Source organism: Leifsonia sp. McL0618, from assembly GCF_049994905.1.
Taxonomy (GTDB): Bacteria; Actinomycetota; Actinomycetes; order Actinomycetales; family Microbacteriaceae; genus Diaminobutyricibacter.
Genome location: NZ_CP188258.1, coordinates 2,225,877 through 2,246,629, shown reverse-complemented (window position 1 = coordinate 2,246,629; position 20,753 = coordinate 2,225,877). Strand labels below are relative to the sequence as shown.

The 20,753-nt window shown below is 66.6% G+C and carries 17 protein-coding genes; 8 read left to right on the top strand and 9 right to left on the bottom strand.

Annotated features, from left to right (window positions below):
• Positions 1-17: 17 nt before the first annotated feature.
• The 4 genes from ACPPVQ_RS10730 to zapE all read right to left on the bottom strand — a co-directional run bounded on the left by ACPPVQ_RS10730 (position 18) and on the right by zapE (position 4,413).
• Positions 18-536 (bottom strand): type II toxin-antitoxin system PemK/MazF family toxin, encoded by a 519-nt coding sequence (locus tag ACPPVQ_RS10730; RefSeq protein WP_426515091.1) that lies wholly within the window; start codon positions 534-536, stop codon positions 18-20.
• A 10-nt stretch (positions 537-546) separates the two neighbouring features.
• Positions 547-1,734 (bottom strand): ammonium transporter, encoded by a 1,188-nt coding sequence (locus ACPPVQ_RS10725; protein WP_426515090.1) that lies wholly within the window; start codon positions 1,732-1,734, stop codon positions 547-549.
• A gap of 124 nt (positions 1,735-1,858) precedes the next feature.
• Entirely contained in the window at positions 1,859-3,133 is a 1,275-nt protein-coding gene (locus ACPPVQ_RS10720; RefSeq protein WP_426515089.1) for an ammonium transporter, read from the bottom strand.
• Between the two features lie 221 nt (positions 3,134-3,354).
• A complete protein-coding gene (gene zapE, locus ACPPVQ_RS10715) occupies positions 3,355-4,413 on the bottom strand; it encodes a cell division protein ZapE (protein WP_426515088.1) in 1,059 nt (352 codons plus the stop codon).
• Between the two features lie 149 nt (positions 4,414-4,562).
• On the opposite strand from zapE, the gene ACPPVQ_RS10710 reads away from it, so the two are divergent.
• Positions 4,563-5,462 carry a sulfurtransferase gene (locus tag ACPPVQ_RS10710; RefSeq protein ID WP_426515087.1) on the top strand — a complete coding sequence of 300 codons (900 nt, stop codon included), beginning with the start codon at positions 4,563-4,565 and terminating at the stop codon, positions 5,460-5,462.
• 82 nt (positions 5,463-5,544) lie between these two features.
• Positions 5,545-5,988, top strand: coding sequence for a SufE family protein (locus ACPPVQ_RS10705; RefSeq protein ID WP_426515086.1), 444 nt, complete (start codon positions 5,545-5,547; stop codon positions 5,986-5,988).
• On the opposite strand, the gene ACPPVQ_RS10700 is transcribed toward ACPPVQ_RS10705, so the two are convergent.
• The gene (locus ACPPVQ_RS10700) at positions 5,985-7,196 is read right to left on the bottom strand and encodes an alpha/beta hydrolase family protein (RefSeq protein WP_426515085.1); all 1,212 of its coding nucleotides are present in this window, start codon (positions 7,194-7,196) and stop codon (positions 5,985-5,987) included. The genes ACPPVQ_RS10705 and ACPPVQ_RS10700 overlap by 4 nt on opposite strands.
• A gap of 68 nt (positions 7,197-7,264) precedes the next feature.
• Here ACPPVQ_RS10700 and ACPPVQ_RS10695 point away from each other — a divergent pair, with 68 nt between their 5' ends.
• From ACPPVQ_RS10695 to ACPPVQ_RS10680, 4 genes are all read left to right on the top strand, one after another.
• Entirely contained in the window at positions 7,265-7,861 is a 597-nt protein-coding gene (locus tag ACPPVQ_RS10695; protein WP_426515084.1) for a DUF3000 domain-containing protein, read from the top strand.
• On the top strand, positions 7,854-9,050 hold the full coding sequence (locus ACPPVQ_RS10690; protein WP_426515083.1) for an HRDC domain-containing protein: 1,197 nt from the start codon (positions 7,854-7,856) through the stop codon (positions 9,048-9,050). The genes ACPPVQ_RS10695 and ACPPVQ_RS10690 overlap by 8 nt, the downstream gene beginning before the upstream one ends.
• 74 nt (positions 9,051-9,124) lie before the next feature.
• Positions 9,125-10,321, top strand: coding sequence for a thiolase family protein (locus tag ACPPVQ_RS10685; protein ID WP_426515082.1), 1,197 nt, complete (start codon positions 9,125-9,127; stop codon positions 10,319-10,321).
• Between the two features lie 6 nt (positions 10,322-10,327).
• Positions 10,328-12,463 (top strand): 3-hydroxyacyl-CoA dehydrogenase NAD-binding domain-containing protein, encoded by a 2,136-nt coding sequence (locus ACPPVQ_RS10680; protein WP_426515081.1) that lies wholly within the window; start codon positions 10,328-10,330, stop codon positions 12,461-12,463.
• A 60-nt stretch (positions 12,464-12,523) separates the two neighbouring features.
• On the opposite strand, the gene ACPPVQ_RS10675 is transcribed toward ACPPVQ_RS10680, so the two are convergent.
• Positions 12,524-13,501, bottom strand: a complete 978-nt coding sequence (locus tag ACPPVQ_RS10675; protein WP_426515080.1) for an aldo/keto reductase — start codon at positions 13,499-13,501, stop codon at positions 12,524-12,526.
• Positions 13,498-13,878: a MerR family transcriptional regulator gene (locus ACPPVQ_RS10670; protein WP_426515079.1), complete on the bottom strand. Its 381-nt coding sequence runs from the start codon at positions 13,876-13,878 to the stop codon at positions 13,498-13,500. The genes ACPPVQ_RS10675 and ACPPVQ_RS10670 overlap by 4 nt, the downstream gene beginning before the upstream one ends.
• A 77-nt stretch (positions 13,879-13,955) precedes the next feature.
• Between ACPPVQ_RS10670 and ACPPVQ_RS10665 the strand changes: the two genes are divergently transcribed.
• Complete coding sequence (locus ACPPVQ_RS10665; protein ID WP_426515078.1) at positions 13,956-14,492, top strand: dihydrofolate reductase family protein; 537 nt, start codon at positions 13,956-13,958, stop codon at positions 14,490-14,492.
• Between the two features lie 70 nt (positions 14,493-14,562).
• A complete protein-coding gene (locus tag ACPPVQ_RS10660; RefSeq protein ID WP_426515077.1) occupies positions 14,563-15,765 on the top strand; it encodes a N(5)-(carboxyethyl)ornithine synthase in 1,203 nt (400 codons plus the stop codon).
• A gap of 36 nt (positions 15,766-15,801) precedes the next feature.
• Here the strand turns inward: ACPPVQ_RS10660 and dxs are convergent, their stop codons facing one another.
• Complete coding sequence (dxs, locus tag ACPPVQ_RS10655; RefSeq protein ID WP_426515076.1) at positions 15,802-17,769, bottom strand: 1-deoxy-D-xylulose-5-phosphate synthase; 1,968 nt, start codon at positions 17,767-17,769, stop codon at positions 15,802-15,804.
• A 121-nt stretch (positions 17,770-17,890) separates the two neighbouring features.
• Positions 17,891-20,707 (bottom strand): aconitate hydratase AcnA, encoded by a 2,817-nt coding sequence (gene acnA / locus ACPPVQ_RS10650; protein ID WP_426515075.1) that lies wholly within the window; start codon positions 20,705-20,707, stop codon positions 17,891-17,893.
• Between the last annotated feature and the right edge of the window lie 46 nt (positions 20,708-20,753).

Genomic DNA, 20,753 nt, shown 5'->3' with positions numbered 1-20,753 from the left:
TCAGCGTGAAGCGGCGGTCAGGCAGCCGACCAGCCGTACCGCGCGACGAGTGCGGACCGGACCGAGTCGTAGCGCCGAGCGTCGAGCGCGGCCGCTTCTCTGCGCATCCCGCCCTGGTGAACCCGGAAGACGCGCTCGATGTTGACGTAGCTGGGCCGTCGCCTGCTGTCCCATGCCCCCGTGCCGACGGGAATGTAGCCGGGCCGCCCCGGATGCTCCTGGCTTGTCAGCTGCACCACGAGCACCGTGCCGGTCTTCTCGGCCGCCACGACGAGCACCGGGCGGTCCTTGCCGCGTCCGTCGCGCTCCTCGTACGGAACCCAGGTCCAGACGATCTCGCCCGGGTCGGCGTCGCCGTCGACGCGCGGAACGTAGGTCATGGTGACGTGTCCGACGCGCCGTGGATCGACTTCGACCGTCGCGTCCGCGCCCACCTGGCCCGGGGAGGCCGTAAGGTCGGCCACTGGACTCTGAGCTCGGGGCGACGGTCGGAAGAATGCGGCGATGGCGGACAGGAGGCGTGAGGTCGTCGACACCCCTGGAATATTACCGTTCGGGTCGTCCGCGCTCGGACTGGTGGCGCCCCGCCGCCGGCACGTCCTCACGCCATGACACGTGGACGGTTGCAGTCAGCCCGATCGTGCGCTGGATCGCGTATGCCGCCCCCCATGAGACGAGGAACGACCAGGCAGCGACGACGACAGCCGCAAGAGCCTGGACGCCGAGCTGGTCGAAATTGCCGCTGTAGACCATCCCGGTGCCGTTCGCGAACAGCCCGATGAACAGCAGCCCGACGAGGCTGCCGACCAAGTGGATGACCACCACGACCGTCGGGGTCCCGAACTGCGCCCGCGCTGCCACATCGATGATCACCGCGCATGCAATCCCCGACAGCGCCCCCACGAGGAGGGACCATCCCGTCGTGATGATGCCTGACGCCGGGGCGATGGCGATCAGGCCGGCGACAGCCCCGCACACCGCACTCGCCACAGTCGGACGCCGCATCATGATGCGGTCGACCGTCACCCAGGCGATCGTAGCGGCGGCCGATGCGGTGAGCGTGTTGACCCAGATCAGTGCCGTGAACCCGTCGACGGACCCCTCGGAGCCGATGGCGAGGCCGAACCACCCGAACCATACGAGGGCGCCGCCGACGGCCATGACCGGCACGTTGCGGCGACCGCGAACTTCGTGCTCCGGCTGCCGGCCGCAGACCAGCAGGATGCCCGCGGCTCCCGCGGCCGCAGCGATGCTCACGGGGATCGCGCCGCCGAAATCGATCACCCCGAACGTCGCGCTCGCCCACCCGTCCATCAGGTTGAACACGGCGTACGCCGCCGGCAGGTAGACAAGCACGACCCAGACGATTGCGAAGACGGCCCAGCCGCGCAGGGTGACGCGCGGAGCGACGGCAGATGCGAGGATCGCGACGGCGAGCACGCACACGGCCCCCGCGTAACAGGCGCGGGCGAGGGTGGAGGCGTCCGAAGGAACGGTGCCCGGCACCCCCACGACGTGAGGGATGAGCGGAGGCCCGAAGGCCATCCCATAGCCACCGATCACGAAGAGCACGCCGGCGATCCCGGCCCCGACGAGCGTCGCCCGCATCGCGGATGCCGCGCCTGCGGTGCTGATCATGCCGCCGTAGAGCAGTGCGAAGCCGGGGACGATGATGAGCACGAGGGCGCCTGAGACGAGCAGCAGGAGTGCATCCACCTGGGCAGCAGCGTCCATCGGCCCTTCCTGACATGTGTGGGGACGGTCATAGGCTACTTGGCCCGTTCATCCGCCCCGCACGCCACACGCGAAGCGGGGTGCCACCCGAAGGCGACACCCCGCTCGCTGGTGCTGGAGAGGATCAGGCGTTCTCGAGCGCGTAGCCCTCTTCACCGTGGACCACGGTGTCGACGCCGGCCAGCTCGTCCTCGTTCTTGATGCGGAAGCCCATCGTCTTCTGGATGGCCCAGCCGATGGCGTATGCCAGGACGAAGGAGTAGATCATCACGGAGAAGGCGCCGACGGCCTGGACGCCGAGCTGCTGGAAGCTCCCGCCGTAGAGGAGGCTCGAGTACGGCTGGGTTGCGTCGCCGTTCACGTGGGTCAGGCCGAAGATGCCGATGTAGAGCGTTCCGAGAAGACCGCCGATGAGGTGGATGCCGACCACGTCGAGCGAGTCGTCGAAGCCGAGCTTGAACTTCAGGTCGATCGAGATGGCACAGACGGCACCGGCGAGCAGGCCGAGGACGATCGCCCAGAACGGGGTCAGGATGTTACAGGCCGGGGTGATCGCGACGAGACCTGCGACCGCTCCGGACGCCGCACCGATCGATGTCGGCTTTCCGTCCTTGATCTTCTCGACGATCAGCCAGCCGAGTGTTGCTGCGGCGGGTGCGGCGAGGGTGTTGATCCAGGCGATCGCTGCGACGCCGTCGACAGCGGCCTCAGAACCGGAGTTGAAGCCGAACCAGCCGAACCACAGCAGCGCCGCGCCGAGGAGCGTGAGCGGAACGTTGTGCGGCTTCGCCATGCCCTTCTGGAACCCGACACGCTTGCCGAGTACCAGCGCCAGCGCGAGACCTGCGGCACCGGCGTTGATATGGACCGCAGTACCACCTGCGAAGTCGTTCACGTGCAGGATGGTCGCGATCCAGCCGTCCTTGAGGTTGAAGACCCAGAAGGCGACCGGGAAGTAGACGACCGTCGCCCAGATGGCCGCGAAAACCATCCATGCGCCGAACTTCGCGCGGTCGGCGATGGCACCCGAGATCAGCGCCACCGTGATGATCGCGAAGGTCGCCTGGAACCCGGCGAACGCGAGTCCGTTCAGGTCGGGGGTGACTCCGTCCTTGCCCATGAGGCCGGAGAGGCCCCAGTCAGGTGTTCCGAGGACGTGAGGGATGGATGCCGGGCCGAAGGAGAGCCCGTAGCCGTACAGCACCCACAGGACGCCGACGATGGCCATCGCGCCGAAGCTCATCATCATCATGCTGATGACGCTCTTGGCGCGGACCATGCCGCCGTAGAAGAAGGCGACCCCGGGGGTCATGATCAGAACGAGCGCGGCCGCGACGAGGAGCCAAAGCGAGTTGACTGCTGTCTGGGCGTCATAGGCCGCTGCTGAATGTAGCAACATACGAATGGTCTACCTCTCTTGTGATTGCTGACGATGTCCCGGTCGACGCAATCAGGTGTGGCGCGTTTCGGGGTGTCGTCAGTTTCGCTGCGAGAGGTTTCAGTGGATGCGCCCGCGTGTTTCGCGAGTGTTACGGCTGGCGGATGCGTGTAAACATCGTGTTTCGGGATTCCGCGGATTCGTACACAGAACGCCGCGGATCTGCCCGGAGGAGCAGAGGGTCAGTCTTCGTCGTCGTGTGGTGGCAGTTCGCCGGTGGTCAGCGCGATCATGCGCGAGACCGAACGCAGGTACTTCTTGCGGTAACCGCCGCCGAGCATCTCGTCGTCGAAGACGCTGTTCAGCGGAACACCGGTCTGCACGATGGGTATCTCAGCATCGTAGACGCGGTCGATGAAGGCGACGAGTCGCAGGGCAGCCATCTGGTCATGGAGCACCTGCACATCGGTGAGTCCGATCACGTCGATGCCGGCGATCATCTTGATGTACCGCGACGGGTGCACGGTGGCGAGGTGCGCGATGAGTCCGTCGAACGAGTCGCTCGTGACGGCCTCGCCCCGCGACAGGAGGGCCGCGATCGTCTTCTCGTACGGTTCCGGCTCGACCGTGAGCGCCCGGCCCTCGGTGTCGCGGCGGCGGTAGTCGAGTCCGTCGATCCTGACGGTCTCGAAGTGACCGGAGAGCGCCTGGATCTCGCGGAGGAAGTCGCTGGCGGCGAAGCGGCCCTCACCGAGGGCGTTCGGCGGGGTGTTCGAGGTGGCCGCGATGCGCGTGCCGGAAGCGACCAGCTCGGACAGCATCCGCGTCATCATCATCGTGTCGCCCGGGTCGTCGAGTTCGAACTCGTCGATGCAGATCAGGGTGGAGCCGCTGAGCAGCTTGACGGCGCCGGCATAGCCCAGGGCGCCGACGAGGGCGGTGTACTCGATGAAAGTCCCGAAGTACTTGCGACCGGGTGCTTCGTGCCACAGGGCGGCGAGCAGGTGGGTCTTGCCGACGCCGAATCCTCCGTCGAGGTAGACGCCGGGCTTTGTCTCGATGCGCTTGCGGCTGCGGCTGAAGAAGCCCGCCGGCCGGGCAGGCTCCCATGCTTTGGCGAACGTCTTCAGCTTGTCGACGGCAGCGCTCTGGGACGGGTAATCGTGGTCGGGCCGGTACGACTCGAAGGTCGCGTGCACGAACTGGGGCGGCGGAACGAGCTCGGCTGCGATCTCGGCGCCGGTGATCGACGGCGTGCGCTCGGTGAGGCGCACGACGGCACCGGTCTGTTCGAGAGTCATGGGGCTGGCACCTTTGTGTCGAAGTCTTACAGGACCCATCTGCGCCGCGTAGCCTAATGCGTAGGTTCGTGAGTGGAGTCCGGCCTCAAGCCTAAACCGACCCGACACGATTGTCCCCGCGCCCACTGGGCGCCAGCAGGAGGTAGCTCATGGCCATCGAGGCCGATCCGTCCCCGTCCTTCGCCGACTACGCACACCCAGAGCGCCTGGTCAGCACCGAATGGCTGCAGGAGCATCTCGGCGCTCCCGGCCTCGTCGTGGTCGAATCCGATGAAGACGTGCTGCTCTACGACACGGGACACATCCCCGGGTCGGTCAAGATCGACTGGCACACCGACCTCAACGACCCCGTCGAACGCGACTTCGTGGACAGCGAGGCCTTCGCCCGTCTCGCAGGTTCGAAGGGCATTTCGCGGGACTCCACCGTCGTCATCTACGGCGACAAGAACAACTGGTGGGCCGCCTACGCGCTCTGGATCTTCACGCTTTTCGGCCATGAAGACGTGCGCCTCCTCAACGGCGGCCGGGACAAGTGGATCGCGGAAGGCCGCGAGATCACCACAACCGTTCCGGCGCCGACCCCCGCCGAGTATCCGGTGGTCGAGCGCGACGACACCACTGTTCGCGCGTTCAAGGACGACGTGCTCGCCCATCTGGGCCGGCCGCTCATCGATGTGCGTTCCCCCGAGGAGTACAGCGGGGAGCGCACCGAGATTCCGGGCTACCCCACCGAGGGCGCCCTCCGTGCCGGTCACATTCCGTCCGCGGCCTCGGTCCCGTGGGCGCGTGCAGCGGCACCGGACGCGACCTTCAAGTCCCGCGCCGAGCTCGACGCGATCTACAAAGGCGAGGCGGGGCTCGTCGAGGGCGATGACGTCATCGCATACTGCCGCATCGGTGAACGTTCCAGCCACACCTGGTTCGTGCTCACCCACCTACTCGGGTTCCCGAGCGTACGCAACTACGACGGATCCTGGACCGAGTGGGGAAGCGCCGTGCGCGTGCCCGTCGTGCAGGGCACGGAGCGCGGCGAGGTCCCCGCCCGCTGAGGAGTCGGCGAAGCCGGCGGTCGCCCCAGGGGAAGAACTGCCGGCTTCGCTGTGTTGTGGATGCTGAGAGAAGATGGAACCGATGACCGACGTGACCCTCGCACCCGCACTTGCCGAGATCCGGGATGACTTCCTGGGCCTCGAGCAGCCCGACCGCCTCCAGCTGCTGCTCGAGTTCTCGAACGAGCTCCCGGAGCTGCCCGAGCGTTACCGCGACCACCCCGACCTCTTCGAGCGGGTCGTGGAATGCCAGTCGCCGGTGTTCATCTTCGTCGAGGTCGATGAGCACGACGTCGTGCACCTGTTCGCGACCGCGCCACGCGAATCCCCCACCACGCGTGGCTTCGCTTCGATCCTCGCGCAGGGACTCGCCGGGCTCACCGCCGCCGAGGTTCTCGCCGTGCCCGACGACTACCCCCAGATGCTCGGGCTGACGCAGGCGGTCTCTCCCCTGCGCATCCGCGGCATGTCGGCGCTCCTCGGCCGAACCAAACGGCAGGTGCGCGAGAAGATCGCGGCGGCTTAGGCCGATCGCTCCCGCGCGCGGCTCGTGTCGTTGGCGTGTGCAGTGAGCCACTCAGCGATGGACCGGCGCCAGCGCTCTTCGTCGTAGTTCCAGAGCTTCGTGTGCAGTGCGCCGGCAAAGGGCACGAACGTGACGATGTCGGGGCGCGCGATCGCGAGGGCACGCGAACTCGTCGACGGTACCCAGCCGTCGTCGTCGCTGTGCAGCACGAGCATCGGCAGGCTCAGCTCGGCTGCACGTGCGACGAAGTCCATGCTGGCGAAGTCGATCGCTGCGCCCTGGCCGGTGATGGGTGAGCCCCACTCCGACCCGATGATGCGGAGGGCACCGAGGGTGATGACAGGCGGAAGCTTCAGCAGCCTCGCCTGGTACTCGAGGGTGTCGATCCAGTCGATGACCGGCGATTCGAGAACCAGTCCGCTGATCAGGTCGACGGATGGCGAGCGCGTGACGGTCTGCAGCACCACCGCGCCTCCCATCGACCAGCCCATGAGAACGATCGACTTCGCCCCGCGGTCTTTGGCGAAACGGATCGCCGCCTCGACGTCGAGCCATTCGGTTCCACCCAGGCCGTAGCGTTTGTCCTCGCTCGGAGGCGCGTCGTTGTCGTTGCGATACGAGATCAGCAGCGACGAGTACCCGGATGCGTGGAACACCGGTACCGCCCGCAGGCCTTCCTGCCGCGCAGCCCCCCAGCCGTGCACTTGGATCACCCAACGTTCCTGGTCGGCATTCCGCTCCCCCGCCGGGAAATGCCACGCCGGCGCCTGGCCGAGCGACGTCTCGATCTCCACACTCTCGACGTCGAACCCGAGTTCATCAGGAGAGAGGTAGTACCAGCCGCTGAGCCGCGCGCGGCTCGTGGGATGGAGCTCCCCGAAGACCACCTCCGACAAGGTGCGCGTCACGGTTCCGTTCCCGCGCTGGACGACCCCGCCGATCCGGGCGTAGCCGCTGTCATCGTCGAACCAGAGGCCGTATCGCCCGGCGACCGAGGCATCCGGAGTGTCCGCGAGGGTGACCGTATTCGCGCCGGGGTCGATCGCGAGGATGCGCTGGTTCTGCGGCCGCTTCCGCACAGGGACCACGACAGCCCGTGCCACACGCGCCATCGCGTACCCGGCGAACGCAATGCCTGCCAGGCCGATGACGGCAGCACCACCCGCCGCCGTCCAGAGGATCTTCGCCTGCCCGTTCCTGTCGGCCACGTCTGCCTCCCTCTGTTGCAGCGGCGTGCCTTCGCTCGCGCAACGCTTACGAACTCTAGTCTTCGTACGTGTCGACTTCACCCTCAACGCCGGGCATTCCAGCGGAGTTCACTGCGGCGTTGGAGGCGATTCGCAGGGCCAAGGCGCGGCCTGAGCTCGTCATCACCGAGATCCCGGCCCCCGGGCAGCTTGCACCGCACGCGGTCGCCCTGGCTGCCGATGTGCGGCCAGCGCGCCACGGGAGCGACTCCGATCTCGGTACAGGGCGCTTCATCCTTCTCTACGACCCTGACGAGCCGGAGGCGTGGGGTGGTCGGTTCCGCGTCGTCTGCTTCGCGCAGGCTCCGCTGGAGACGGAGATCGGCCTCGACCCGTTCCTCGCCGATGTCGCGTGGTCGTGGCTCGTCGACGCACTCGACGCCCGCGGAGCGAAATACACCGCCGCGTCGGGTACAGCCACCAAGATCATTTCGACAGGTTTCGGCGAACTGGCGAAGCAGGGCGACGGCTCGCAGATCGAGTTGCGCGCATCCTGGACCCCCCTCGAACATGACGTGGCTGCCCACGTCGAAGGCTGGGGCGAACTGCTCTGCATGCTGGCCGGGCTCCCTCCGACGGGAGAGGGCGTGAGCCTCCTCTCCCCGCGACGGGCGAATCGTGGCTGACCATACTGTCATCTCCACCCGCGAGTCCTACCTCAAGGCGACCGAGGCGATCGCCGGCGGAAACGGCCCGATCGCGGTCGACGCGGAGCGCGCATCCGGTTTCCGTTACTCGCAGCGCGCCTATCTCATCCAGGTCTTCCGGCGCGGTTCAGGCACGTTCCTGTTCGACCCGCCGGCCGTCGGCCGATTCGACGAATTGAATGCGGCGATCATCGACGACGAGTGGGTGCTCCACGCGGCGACGCAGGATCTCGCATGCCTCCGGGAGGTCGGGCTCGATCCGGTGCACATCTTCGACACCGAGCTCGCGGCGCGTCTCATCGGGATGCCCCGGGTGGGGCTCGGCACCGTGGTCGAGGAGCTGCTCGGCGTGCACCTGGCGAAGGAGCATTCCGCAGCCGACTGGTCGACCCGCCCCCTGCCGGAGCCGTGGTTGAACTATGCCGCCCTCGATGTGGAGCTGCTCCCCGATCTCCGCGACGCGATGGCCGCGCTGCTGGCTGAAGCGGGTAAGACAGAGATCGCAGCCCAGGAGTTCGGCGACGAACTGAGCCGCGACCTGAAGCCCGTGCGTGCAGAACCCTGGCGTCGGCTCTCCGGCGTGCACTCCATCCGCGGCATCCGCAACCTGGCCGTCGCGCGTGAGCTGTGGCTCGCCCGGGATGAGCTGGCACGCGAGACCGATGTCGCCCCCGGCAGGCTGGTTCCGGATGCTTCGCTCACCGCCGCGGCGCGCGCGATGCCCGAAAGCAAGCGCGCTCTCGCGTCTCTCCGGGAGTTCAACGGCCGCGCGAGCCGCACCGAGCTCGACCGATGGTGGGCGGCCATCGAGGCCGGACGCACGACGAACGACCTTCCGGTGATGCGTGGCAACGGCGACAGCCTTCCGCCGCCCCGCGCCTGGGCGGACCGCAACCCCGAAGCGGATGCCCGGCTCAAGGCCGCCAGGGCGGCGATCGCCGAACTGTCGGAACGGGTCGCCATCCCGATCGAGAACCTGCTCACTCCCGAGACGCTGCGCCGCGTCGCGTGGGCTCCCCCGGCCGATCCGACGGCGGCTGCGATCGGATCGGCACTGGCCGGATTGGGCGCCAGACCCTGGCAAATTGAGGCGACCTCACAGGTGATCGCGCAGTCGTTTGTAGATGCCCGCCAAAACGCTGCCGACGCCGCCGAAGCCGATTCGTAGGTTCAGGCAAACGATTCTTCCCCCTGCATGGCCGACCTTATGATCGAAGCCGACTGTGACAAGTGGGAGGCATTGTGGCCGAAAGAGCTGATGTCGTCTTCGTCGACGGAGTCCGTACTCCGTTCGGGCGAGCCGGCGAAAAAGGGCAGTACTGGAACACCCGGGCGGACGATCTGGTGGTCAAGGCCATCATCGGCCTGATGGAGCGCAACCCGAATGTTCCGAAGGATCGGATCGACGACGTGGCCATCGCGGCGACGACCCAGCAGGGCGACCAGGGCCTCACCCTCGGGCGCACGGCTGCGCTTCTCGCCGGCCTGCCGAAATCCGTTCCCGGCTTCGCGATCGACCGCATGTGCGCCGGCGCGATGACCAGTGTGACCACGCTGGGTGCCGGAATCGGGTTCGGCCAGTACGACCTGGCGATCGCCGGCGGCGTCGAGCACATGGGCCGCCACCCGATGGGGTTCGGCGCAGACCCGAACCCGCGCTTCCTCGCGGAGCGGCTCGTGAGCGAAGACGCACTCAACATGGGGATGACCGCTGAGCGCATCCACGACCGCTTCCCGGAGCTGACCAAGGAACGGGCCGACCGGTTCGCCATGCACAGCCAGCAGAAGGTCGCCGCGGCCTACACGGCGGGCAAGATCCAGCCCGACCTGGTTCCCGTCGCCATCCGCAGCGAAGCAGGCTGGGGTCTCGCGACGGAAGACGAGGGGATGCGTCCCCAGACCACGATGGACGGCCTTGCCGCCCTGAAGACCCCCTTCCGCGCGCACGGCCGGGTGACTGCGGGCAACGCGTCGCCGCTCACCGACGGCGCGACCGCCAGCCTGCTGGCGTCCGGAGACGCGGTCAGGGAGCTCGGGCTCACCCCCAAGATGCGGATGGTGAGCTTCGCCTTCGCCGGCGTCGAGCCCGAGATCATGGGCATCGGCCCGGTTCCGTCGACCGAGAAGGCCCTGCGCAAGGCCGGACTCACCATCGACGACATCGGACTCTTCGAGCTCAACGAGGCATTTGCGATCCAGGTGCTGTCCCTTCTCGACCACTTCGGAATCGACGACGAGGATCCCCGCGTCAACAAGTGGGGTGGCGCGATCGCGATCGGGCACCCGCTCGCCGCATCCGGTGTCCGCCTCATGATCCAGCTCGCAGCGCAGTTCGCCGAGCACCCCGAGGTGCGTTACGGCCTGACGGCGATGTGTATCGGACTCGGCCAGGGCGGCTCTGTCATCTGGGAAAACCCGAACTGGAACGGAAAGGCTTAGGCGTCAATGACCGACTACTCGAACATCGACTTCACCCCGCTGCTCGGCATCGACCCCGACGAGGTCGTGACGCACTCGTTCGTGCGCGACGTGCCCCTCCGCGGCGGCAGGACCCTCGCCCTCGTCACACTCGACAACGGCCGCGACCACACACGCCCGAACACGCTCGGGCCCGCGACCCTCCTCGAGCTCGGCAGAACGTTCGACGCACTCACCGAGCGCGCCGCGCGCGGCGAGATCCACGGTGTCGCGGTCACGGGCAAGCCGTTCATCCTCGCGGCAGGCGCCGACCTGAGCAAGGTCGGCGACCTGCCAAGCAAAGAGGTCGCGAAGCTGCTCCCCCGGCTCGGCCACTACGTGCTCGGCAAGCAGGCGGAGTTCGGCGTACCCTCGTTCGTCTTCACGAACGGGCTCGCGCTCGGCGGCGGTGTCGAGATCGGCCTCAACGCCGACTACCGCACCATCGACCGGTCGACGGCTGCGTTCGCGCTGCCCGAGGTCTTCCTCGGCCTCATCCCCGGCTGGGGCGGGGCGTACATCCTGCCCAACCTGATCGGCATCGAGAACGCGCTCAAGGTCATCATCGAGAACCCGCTCAAGCAGAACCGCGTGCTCAAGGCCGACGAGGTCTTCGAACTCGGCATCGCCGACGCGATCTTCGACTCGGCGAACTTCCTCGAAGACTCCATCCGCTGGGCCGACGGTGTCATCGCCGGCGAGATCACGGTGAAGCGCCCGAACGTGCCCGGCAAGGTGGAGCGCCTGGTGAAATGGGATGCGGCGGTCGGCATCGCACGCAAGATGCTCGAAAGCCGCATCGGCAGCATCCCGAAATCCCCGTATCTCGCCCTCGACCTGCTGAAGGCGGCGAAGAGCGGAACCAAGGAGGAAGGCTTCGAACGCGAAGACGCCGCCCTCGCCGAGCTCATCTCGGGCGACCAGTTCCAGGCCAGCATCTATGCGTTCAACCTGGTGCAGAAGCGTGCCAAGCGTCCCGCCGGGGCGCCCGACAAGGCGCTGGCCAGGCCCGTCACAAAGGTCGGCGTGATCGGCGCCGGCTACATGGCCAGCCAGTTCGCACTGCTGTTCGTGCGTCGCCTGCGGGTGCCGGTGGTCATCACCGACCTCGACCAGGCACGCGTCGACAAGGGTGTCGCCTATATCCATGACGAGATCGCGAAACTGCTCGAGAAGGATCGCATCTCGCCCGACGAGGCGAACCGCCTGCGCGCGCTCGTCACCGGCACCACCGACCGGACGCTCTTCGCCGACGCCGACTGGGTGATCGAGGCCGTATTCGAGGAGCTCTCGGTGAAGCAGGATGTCTTCGCCGAGTTCGAGGAGTATCTGTCACCTGAAGCCGTGCTCGCGACGAACACCTCGTCGCTGTCGGTCGAGCAGATCGGTGCGAAGCTGAAGCACCCGAAACGGCTCGTCGGGTTCCACTTCTTCACGCCGGTCGCGGTCATGCCGCTCATCGAGGTCGTCAAGACACCGAACACCGACGAAGCGACGCTGTCGACCGCCATGGTGACGGCAGCGAAGCTGCGCAAGAACGCGGTGATCACCGCCGACACGCCCGGATTCGTCGTGAACCGCGTGCTCGCGAAGGTTCTCGGCGAGGCGATGCACGCCGTCGACGACGGAACGTCGTTCGATGTCGTCGACGAAGGGTTCGCTCCCCTCGGCCTTCCGATGGCCCCGTCCGCCCTGCTCGACCTGGTCGGGCTGAAGGTGGGCGCCCACGTTCTCGACACGCACCATGCCGCATTCCCCGACCGCTTCTACCGCAGCGAGAACCTGCACAAGCTGGCCGACTACGGCACGCTTCTCGAAAAGGACTCCAAAGGCAAGATCAAGGGCGTCGACAAGGGCGCGGCGAAGATCATCGCGGGCGGCACCTCGCCGTGGACGAAGGAACAGATCCTGTCGCGCCTCGAAGACGGGCTCGCCGACGAGATCCACCGGATGCTCGAAGACGACGTCGTCCACGCGGCGGAAGACATCGACCTGTGCATGATCCTGGGCGCCGGCTTCCCCTTCCAGATGGGCGGGATCACGCCATACCTCGATCGGGTCGGTGCGAGCGAGCGTGTGATCGGCGACACTTTCCACCACCCGCCGATCACGGGCGTCGCCTGACCACGGCGAATGTGGGAAAAGGGCGGACCCTCACCCGAGGGTCCGCCCTTTCGCGTTCTGTTACAGGCTGAGCGGCGTCATGTCGGCGTAGCGGTCGCCGACGGGAACGGCCACGTCGTCGAGGGCAGCGAGCTGCGCATCCGACAGCACGACCGCATCCGCCGCCACGTTCTGCTCCAGGTTCGCGACGCGCCGCGTCCCCGGGATGGGCGCGATGTCGTCACCCTGTGCGAGCAGCCAGGCGAGGGCCACCTGGCCCGGCGTCGCGCCGATCTCACTCGCGACGGCGTCCACCTGCTCGACGATGCGGATGTTCGCCTCCAGGTTGTCCCCCTCGAAGCGCGGATTGAACCGACGGAAATCGCTCTCGTCGAGCTGGTCGAGCGAGCGGATGGTTCCGGTCAGGAATCCGCGGCCAAGCGGCGAATAGGGAACGAATCCGATCCCGAGCTCGCGCACCGTCGGCAGGATGTCCTTCTCGACATCGCGCGACCACAGCGAGTATTCGGTCTGGAGTGCCGTCACCGGGTGAACCGCGTTCGCACGCCGAATGGTCTCTGGTCCCGCCTCGGACAGGCCGTAGTGTCTGATCTTGCCTTCGCTGATCAGTTCGCTGAGTGCGCCGACGGTCTCTTCGATCGGGGTGCCGGGGTCCATCCGGTGCTGGTAGTAGAGATCGATGTAGTCCGTGTTCAACCGTTTGAGTGAACCTTCAACCGAAAGTCGAACGTTCTCGGCGCTGCCGTCGAGCCCGCGTTCGTTGGTCGTGCGGTGCAGGATGGTGCCGAACTTCGTCGCGATCACGACCTGCTCGCGCTTGCCGGCGAACGCTTTCGCGAGAAGCTCCTCGTTCGCGTACGGGCCATAGATCTCCGCCGTGTCGAAGAACGTGACGCCGAGTTCCATCGCGCGATGGATCGTCGCGATCGAGCCGGCCTCGTCCGTGCCGGCGCCGGTATAGAACGCGGACATGCCCATGCAGCCCAGCCCGAGGCGGGACACCTCGAGCTTGCCGGTACCGAGTGTGATCTTCTTCATACATTCACCTTTTCTTTGTAGAGCGCGATCTTGTAATCGATGGCCGCCAGGCTCTGCTTCATCTCATCCAGCTGTTTCACCACGTTCATGCGGTGGATGAGCAGCAGTTCGAGGCGCTCGGCGGTGGTGTCGTCGCCGCGGCGCGCGAGGTCGACGTACTCGCGCATCCGGGCGATGGGCATCGCCGTGAGCCTCAGTTTCGTCAGGAAGACGACCCAGTTGAGGTCGGCATCGGTGTAGCGGCGGTGCGTAGCCGACGATCGGTCGATGGGGACGAGCATCAGGCCCTCGCGCTCGTAGTACCGCAGCGTGTGTGTCGACAGGCCCGTGAGTTCGGCGACATCGGAGATCGACATCGACGCCGGTGTTGTGGTCATGTGGCCACGATAGAACTTAGAGTGCACTCTAAGTCAAACGGATGCCGACGTCGGCCGCCGCTGGTAGCGTGCGGGCCATGGCTCTCACCCAGTATTACGTCGCATCATCGATCGACGGATTCATCGCCGACGCCGACGACAACATCGAATGGCTCGAACAATTCGGCTTCGCCGCCTTCGAAGACGACTACAAGGCGTTCTATGCGGGAATCGGCGCGATCGTCATGGGTGCGGTGACATACGAGTTCCTTCTGAAGCAGCCGAATCTCGAGTGGCCGTACCCGGGTATCCCGACCTGGGTGCTCACTCACCGCCGGCTGCCGCCGATTGCGGGAGCTGAGCTCGTGTTCTGGGCGGGCGAGATCGCGCAGCTCGATGGGGTTGCACGTGACGCAGCCGGCGACCGCGACGTCTGGGTCGTCGGCGGTGGTGACGTTGCAGCGCAGTTCGCCGATGCGGGACTGCTCGACGAGCTCCGGGTGACGGTCATGCCGATCATCGTGGGATCGGGCAAGCCGCTGCTGCCGGTCGCGCATGCGTCTGCGCCGCTCACCCTCGTCAGCACGACACCGTTCGAGGGCGGAGCCGTCGGGCTCGTCTACCGGCTCAGCTGAGAGGCCCACAGGTTCGGGGCATAGAGTCGCGAACACGGAGCCAACGTGGCGCCCACCAAGGGAAGCCATCATGGATGTTCCGCACGACGCCAGGTTCTTCGACGCCATCAATTTCGACCCGACGATGAGTCTCGGCGTGCTCGCCAGCTCCCGCAAGCCGCGGGAAAGGCGCCTGCCGCTGCATCCGGCACGCCTCGATCGGATCGACGCCGACCTGCGGGCATCGATCATGCTCGAACACGGGTACGGAGTTCGGTTCGGCCTCACGGATGATCAGCTGCGTCCCTATGTCGGGGCGATCGGAACCCGCGAGCAGGTGATCGCTGAGTCCGACGTGATCCTGCTGCCGAAACCGCAGCACAGCGACCTGCGCGACCTTCGCGACGGGCAGGTGCTGTGGGGATGGCCGCATTGTGTCCAGGACCGCGAGATGACCCAGCTCGCCATCGACAAAGGACTCACGCTCATCGCGTTCGAGGCCATGAACCACTGGAAGCGAAGCGGTGGATTCGGATTGCATGTCTTTCACAAGAACAACGAGCTCGCCGGGTACTGCTCGGTACTGCATGCGCTGGAGGTGGTGGGGCTCACCGGCGATTACGGTCGCCGCCTGAGCGCAGTGGTGATCGGTTTCGGAGCGACTGCTCGTGGTGCTGTGACCGCGCTCAACGCCCATGGCGTGCACGATGTGCAGGTGCTGACCAACCGCGAGGTGGCGGCCGTCGGGTCGCCCATCCACTCCGTGCACATCGTGCAGTTCGACCACGATGAGATCGCACCACACCTGAGCCACGTGATCACCGAACACGGCCGCGTACCGCTCGCACCGTTCCTCGCCGAGGCCGACATCGTGGTCAACTGCACCCTGCAGGACCCGAATGCTCCCCTGAACTACCTCGACGAGTCCGATCTGGCGGCATTCACGCCGGGGAGCCTCATCGTCGACGTGTCCTGCGACGAAGGAATGGGTTTCAGCTGGGCGACCCCGACAACGTTCGATGAGCCGGTATTCGAGGTCGGCGACCACGTACGCTACTACGCCGTCGACCACAGCCCGTCATATCTCTGGGATTCTGCCACCTGGGAGATCGGCGAGGCGCTCACACCGTTCGTGCGAACCGTCATGGGCGGCGCCCCGGCGTGGGAGTCCGATGACACCATCCGCCGGGCGATCGAGATCAGGAACGGAGAGATCGTCAACCCTGCGATCCTCGAATTCCAGGGCAGGGAGCCGGTCAAGCCGTACCGGCCGATCGTCCTGGCTTCCGCGTAGCCGCCGGGCAGGCGTCAGCCGCGTCGGCACGACCCCTCAGTCGCGAAGCCGGTCCTCGCGTGCTGCCTGCCGGCCGACGTCGCGACCCTCGCCCTCTTCCGTCGGCAGGGGGCGCGCGACCGGAACTTTGCTCCCGAGCACCTGGGCGACCAGGTCGCGCGCGATCTTCTGCGGTGTCAGCCCGGCGTCTTCGAGGATCTGCTCGCGCGTGGCGTGATCGAGGAACGCATCCGGAAGCCCGAGTTCGTCGACCGCCGTGTCGATCCCGGCTTCGCGGAGGTCCTGGCGGACGCGCGTACCGATCCCGCCGACACGGATCCCGTCCTCGATCGTGACGACGATGCGGTGCTCGGCCGCGAGGGCCAGGATCGAACGGGGAACGGGAACGACCCAGCGCGGGTCGACGACCGTCGCACCGATGCCCTGGGCCGCGAGCCGGTCGGCCACTTTGAGGCCGAGGTCGGCCATCGGGCCGACGGTCACCAGCAGCACGTCTTTGTGGGGAGCCTCACGCAACACGTCCACGCCGTCATCTGTGCGGCGTTGCGCGTCGATGTCGGGGTTCACGGCGCCCTTCGGGAAACGCAGCACAGTCGGCGCATCGTCGACGGCGACAGCCTCGGCGAGCTCCTCCCGGAATCGGGTGCCGTCGCGGGGCGCAGCGAGGCGGATGTTCGGCACGACCTGCAGGATGGCGAGGTCCCAGATGCCGTGGTGGCTCGGCCCGTCCGGTCCGGTGACGCCGGCCCGGTCGAGGACGAACGTCACGCCCGCCCTGTGCAGGGCGACGTCCATCAGCACCTGGTCGAATGCGCGATTGATGAATGTCGCGTAGATGGCGACGACAGGATGCAGACCGCCGAAAGCGAGGCCGGCGGCGCTGGTCGCCGCGTGCTGTTCAGCGATGCCGACATCGTGGACCCGACCTGGAAAGCGCTCAGCGAATTTGTGCAGGCCTGTCGGGCGCAGCATCGCCGCCGTGATGCCGACGATGCGCGGGTTGCGCTCGGCGAGCTTCACGATCTCATCGGCGAAGACCGATGTCCACGACTGCTTGCTCGAGCTCTCGATCGATTCGCCCGTCTCCGGGTCGATCTGCCCGACCGCATGAAACTGGTCGGCCTTGTCACGCACGGCCGGCTCGTAGCCCCGCCCCTTCTGGGTGATCACGTGGACGATGACCGGAGCGCCGTAGTTCTTCGCCTGGCGCAGCGCCTCCTCCACCGCTTCGATGTCATGGCCGTGTACGGGACCGATGTACTTGATGTCGAGGTTGGAGTAGAGCGCCTCGTTGTTGGAGAACCTGCTGAGGAACCCGTGGAGGCCCCCGCGCATTCCGCGATACAGCGACTGGCCGGGGGTTCCGAGCTTGTCGAACGCCTTGCGGCTGGTGAGGTAGAGGCTGCGGTAGGAGCGGCGCGTTCGAACCGTGTTGAGAAAGCGCGCCATCCCGCCGATCGTCGGCGCATACGAGCGGCCGTTGTCGTTGACGATGATGATCAGCCGACGGGTGTTGTCGTCGGTGATGTTGTTGAGCGCCTCCCAGGTCATGCCTCCCGTGAGCGCGCCGTCGCCGACCATGGCGACGACGTGTCGGTCGCCCTGGCCGGTCATCGAGAATGCCCGGGAGATGCCGTCGGCCCACGAGAGCGAACTGGATGCGTGCGAGCTCTCGACGATGTCGTGCACGGATTCCGACCGTTGCGGGTATCCGGCGAGTCCGCCGCGCTGGCGCAGCATGCTGAAGTCCTGCCGGCCGGTGAGCAGCTTGTGCACGTACGACTGGTGTCCGGTGTCGAAGACGATCGCATCGCGCGGCGAGTCGAAGACACGGTGGATCGCGATGGTCGACTCGACGACTCCGAGGTTCGGACCCAGGTGTCCCCCGGTCTTCGAGACGTTCGAGATCAGGAATTCACGGATCTCGGCGGCGAGCTGAACGAGCTGCTCCGTGGAAAGAGCGTCCAGGTCGCGGGGACCGGAGATGGTCTCGAGGATACTCATGGGTTCGAGTTTAGGCGCGCACGCTCCGGAAAGACCGAGTGCCGCCGTTTCGTCCGGGGTTCAGCCGCCCTGAAGCGGGAACGTTCCGGTCGCCGCGGCGACACTCGGTTGGCGGATGCGGTCAGGCCACAAGGCTCCGGAGCACGTACTGCAGGATGCCGCCGTTGCGGTAGTAGTCGGCTTCTCCGGGTGTGTCGATACGCACGACCGCGTCGAACTCGACGGTCTGCTTGCCGGCGGGAGAATCGGCGGTCGGCGCCGCGACGACGTGAACCGTCTTCGGTGTCGTGCCCGCGTTCAGCTCTTCGAGACCGCTGATGCTGATCTCTTCGGTGCCATCGAGACCGAGCGACGCCCAGGTCTCCCCTGCCGGGAACTGCAGGGGCACGACTCCCATGCCGATCAGGTTCGACCGGTGGATGCGCTCGAAGCTCTCGGTGATGACCGCCCGAACGCCGAGGAGGCTCGTGCCCTTCGCAGCCCAGTCGCGCGACGAGCCGGAGCCGTACTCTTTGCCGCCGAGGATGACGAGCGGGGTGCCCTGCGCCTGGTAGTTCTGCGCCGCGTCGTAGATGAACGACTGGGGGCCGCCCTCCTGCGTGAAGTCGCGGGTGTACCCGCCTTCGACTCCGTCGAGGAGCTGGTTCCTGAGGCGGATGTTCGCGAAGGTCCCGCGGATCATCACCTCGTGGTTGCCGCGCCGCGATCCGTAGGAGTTGTAGTCCTTGCGGTCGATGCCGTGCTCGTCGAGGTACTTGCCGGCGGGGCTGTCGGCCTTGATGTTGCCGGCCGGGCTGATGTGGTCGGTGGTGACCGAGTCGCCGAGCTTCGCCAGAACACGTGCGCCCTGGATGTCGGTGACCGGCGTGGTTTCCAGTGTCATGCCTTCGAAGTACGGGGGCTTGCGCACATACGTCGACTTCTCGTCCCATTCGAACACCGAACCGGTGGGCGTCGGGAGCGACTTCCAGCGGTCGTCGCCCTCGAAGACGCTCGAGTACTCGTGGGTGAACATGCCCTCGTTGATCGACGAGTCGATCGTCTCCTGCACCTCGGCCGCGTCGGGCCAGATGTCTTTGAGGAACACGTCGTTGCCGTCCTGGTCGGTGCCGAGCGCGTCCACCTCGAAGTCGAAGTTCATCGACCCGGCGAGGGCGTATGCGATGACCAGCGGGGGGCTGGCCAGGTAGTTCATCTTCACGTCGGGGTTGATGCGGCCCTCGAAGTTGCGGTTGCCGGAGAGAACCGCGGTGACGGCGAGGTCGTTCTGGTTGACGGCCTGGGAGATCTCGTCGATCAGTGGCCCGGAGTTGCCGATGCAGGTGGTGCAGCCGTAGCCGACGGTGTAGAAGCCGAGATCTTCGAGGTAGCCGGTGAGTCCCGCCTTCTCGTAGTAGTCGGTGACGACTTTGGACCCGGGAGCCAGCGTGGTCTTGACCCACGGCTTGGACTTCAGGCCCTTCCTGGCCGCGTTGCGCGCCAGGAGCCCGGCAGCCAGCATGACCGAAGGGTTCGACGTGTTCGTGCACGACGTGATCGCTGCGATCGCGACGGCTCCGTGATCGAGCGTGAACGAGGTGCCTGTCTCGGCGATGGTCACCGGGGTGGGGCTCGACGCAGACTTCGGTGCGTGGCTGTGGTGGTGGTGCACGTGCGTGTTGTTGCTGTCCTGCGGGCCAAGCTCTCCCGGGTCGGAGGCCGGGAACGACTCCGAGATCGTCAGGTCGACGAGATCGTGGTCGATCTCGGCATAGTCGACGAGGTCTTTCTCGAACTGCTCTTTGGCCTCGGCCAGGATGATGCGGTCCTGCGGGCGCTTCGGGCCGGCGATCGACGGCACGACGGTGCCGAGGTCGAGTTCGAGGTACTCGCTGAAGACGGGCTCGGTCGACGGGTCGTGCCAGAGTGACTGCAGCTTCGAGTACTGCTCGACGAGCGCGATCTGCTCAGCGCTGCGGCCGGTCAGGCGCAGGTAGTCGAGCGTCACGTCGTCGATCGGGAACATGGCGGCCGTCGAACCGAATTCCGGGCTCATGTTGCCGATCGTTGCGCGGTTCGCCAGGGGAACCTCCGCGACGCCCGCGCCGTAGAACTCGACGAACTTGCCGACGACGCCGTGCTTGCGGAGCATCTGCGTGATGGTGAGAACCACGTCGGTCGCAGTGACGCCGGTGGGGATCGCCCCGGTCAGCTTGAAGCCGACGACCTTGGGGATGAGCATGGAGACGGGCTGGCCGAGCATGGCGGCCTCCGCCTCGATGCCGCCGACGCCCCAGCCGAGCACACCGAGGCCGTTGACCATGGTCGTGTGCGAGTCGGTGCCGACGCAGGTGTCGGGGTAGGCCTGAAGCGAGCCGCCGACCTCGCGCGTCATGGTGACGCGTGCCAGGTACTCGATGTTGACCTGGTGCACGATGCCGGTGCCCGGGGGCACGACCTTGAAGTCGTCGAACGCTGTCTGGCCCCAGCGGAGGAACTGGTAGCGCTCACCGTTGCGCTCGTACTCGATGTCGGTGTTGCGCTCGAGCGCGTTCTCGGTGCCGAAGAGGTCGGCGATGACGGAGTGGTCGATGACCATCTCGGCAGGCGCGAGCGGGTTGATCTTCCTGGGGTCGCCGCCGAGGGCGGACACCGCCTCGCGCATGGTCGCGAGGTCGACGATGCACGGCACACCGGTGAAGTCCTGCATGATCACGCGTGCCGGCGTGAACTGGATCTCGGTGTCGGGCTCGGCCGTCGGTTCCCATCCGCCGAGCGCATTGATATGGTCGGCCGTGATGTTCGCGCCGTCTTCGGTGCGAAGCAGGTTCTCGAGGAGGACCTTCAGGCTGAACGGGAGCTTCTCGTAACCCGGAACGGTGTCGATTCGGAAGACTTCATAATCCGTCGACCCGACCCGGAGGGTGTCCTTTGCTCCAAAGCTGTTTACCGCAGACACGTTGCCCTCTCCTTCATCGGCAGGCACGGAAGAAGCCGGCCCTCAT